At 60.2% G+C, this 1,102-nt stretch carries 1 protein-coding gene and 1 pseudogene; both read left to right on the forward strand.

Annotated elements, in window-relative coordinates:
* Nucleotides 1-75 (forward strand): annotated as a pseudogene (locus V2I08_RS20460) (transposase); the annotation flags it as partial.
* Nucleotides 76-224: 149 nt separating this feature from the next.
* Entirely contained in the window at nucleotides 225-1,034 is an 810-nt protein-coding gene (locus V2I08_RS20465; RefSeq protein ID WP_349636581.1) for a hypothetical protein, read from the forward strand.
* Nucleotides 1,035-1,102 lie beyond the last annotated feature (68 nt).

The raw sequence follows: 1,102 nt of genomic DNA on the forward strand, positions 1-1,102 counted from the left end.
TTCCTCGACGATGGTCGGCTGGAGATCGATAACAACATAGCCGAACGCGCCATGCGCTGCGTGGCCCTGGGCCGCAATTATGCGAAGCGCAGGATTATGCGCAGTTCGCCATTCAGTGACCTATGTGGCTCTCGGCTTTGCGCCGCACGCGCTGCGGCATGACTAACTCCCGCTGCACATAATACCGCATCCTCTCCACCCACCATCTGGAGAGGAGCCCTGTCATGAAGTCTGATCTATTGCAGCCGGAGCCGCGTCGCTGGTTGGCGAGCAGTGTCTTCGCGCCCGTCGAAGAGGGGTATGTCAGCTATCTTCGAGCGGGCAGATATCATCCCAACACAGCGCGCGTGTATTTTGCATGCGTTGCCCACTTCGCGAAGTGGGTAACCGATGAAGGTATCAACCTCGCCCAGATAGATGAGGTGGCGCAGCGCCAGTTCCTGGATGCACACCTACCATTTTGCACATGCACTGCGCCGGTTCGCAAAGTGCGCCGCGAGTTGCGCGTCGCTATCCGGCATCTGCTGCATGTGCTTCGCATCGAGGGCCAGATTCGGGCTGCGGAGCAGAGGGATCACATCAGCGGTGAACTGGAGGCCTTCGATCGCCACATGCTCGATGTCGGTGGTCTGGCGGACACGACACGGCGGCAGCGGATCCATATCGTTCGCCGACTGCTCCTCGAGCGGTTTGGCGATGGCGCGATTGCCCCTGAGAAGCTCGAGCCAGCCCTTGTTCGACGGTTTGTCCTGGGCGAAGGCCGTTGTTGGAGTGCTGGTGCCGTGCGCGTCGCTGGCGGCGCAGTCGGCTGCTATCTGAAGTTTCGCAAGATGTTGGGCGACGATGTCGCTGGACTCTTGCGTGAGATCCCGCGCGCCGCGCATTGGCGCTTGGCGGGGTTGCCCGATGTGTTGTCTCCAGCCCAAATTGACGCGGTTCTCGCATCATTCGACGATCATCTGCCCTCCTGGCGACGCGCATATGCGATGGTGAGATGCGTCACCGACCTTGGGCTCCGATGCTCCGATGTGTGACGACAGTTATGTTGGCCGCCTGACGACAAACGAGATGGCCGGATCGTGATACATTTGTGTCAGCTTTG

This window comes from Sphingobium sp. MK2 (assembly GCF_040170545.1).
GTDB lineage: Bacteria > Pseudomonadota > Alphaproteobacteria > Sphingomonadales > Sphingomonadaceae > Sphingobium.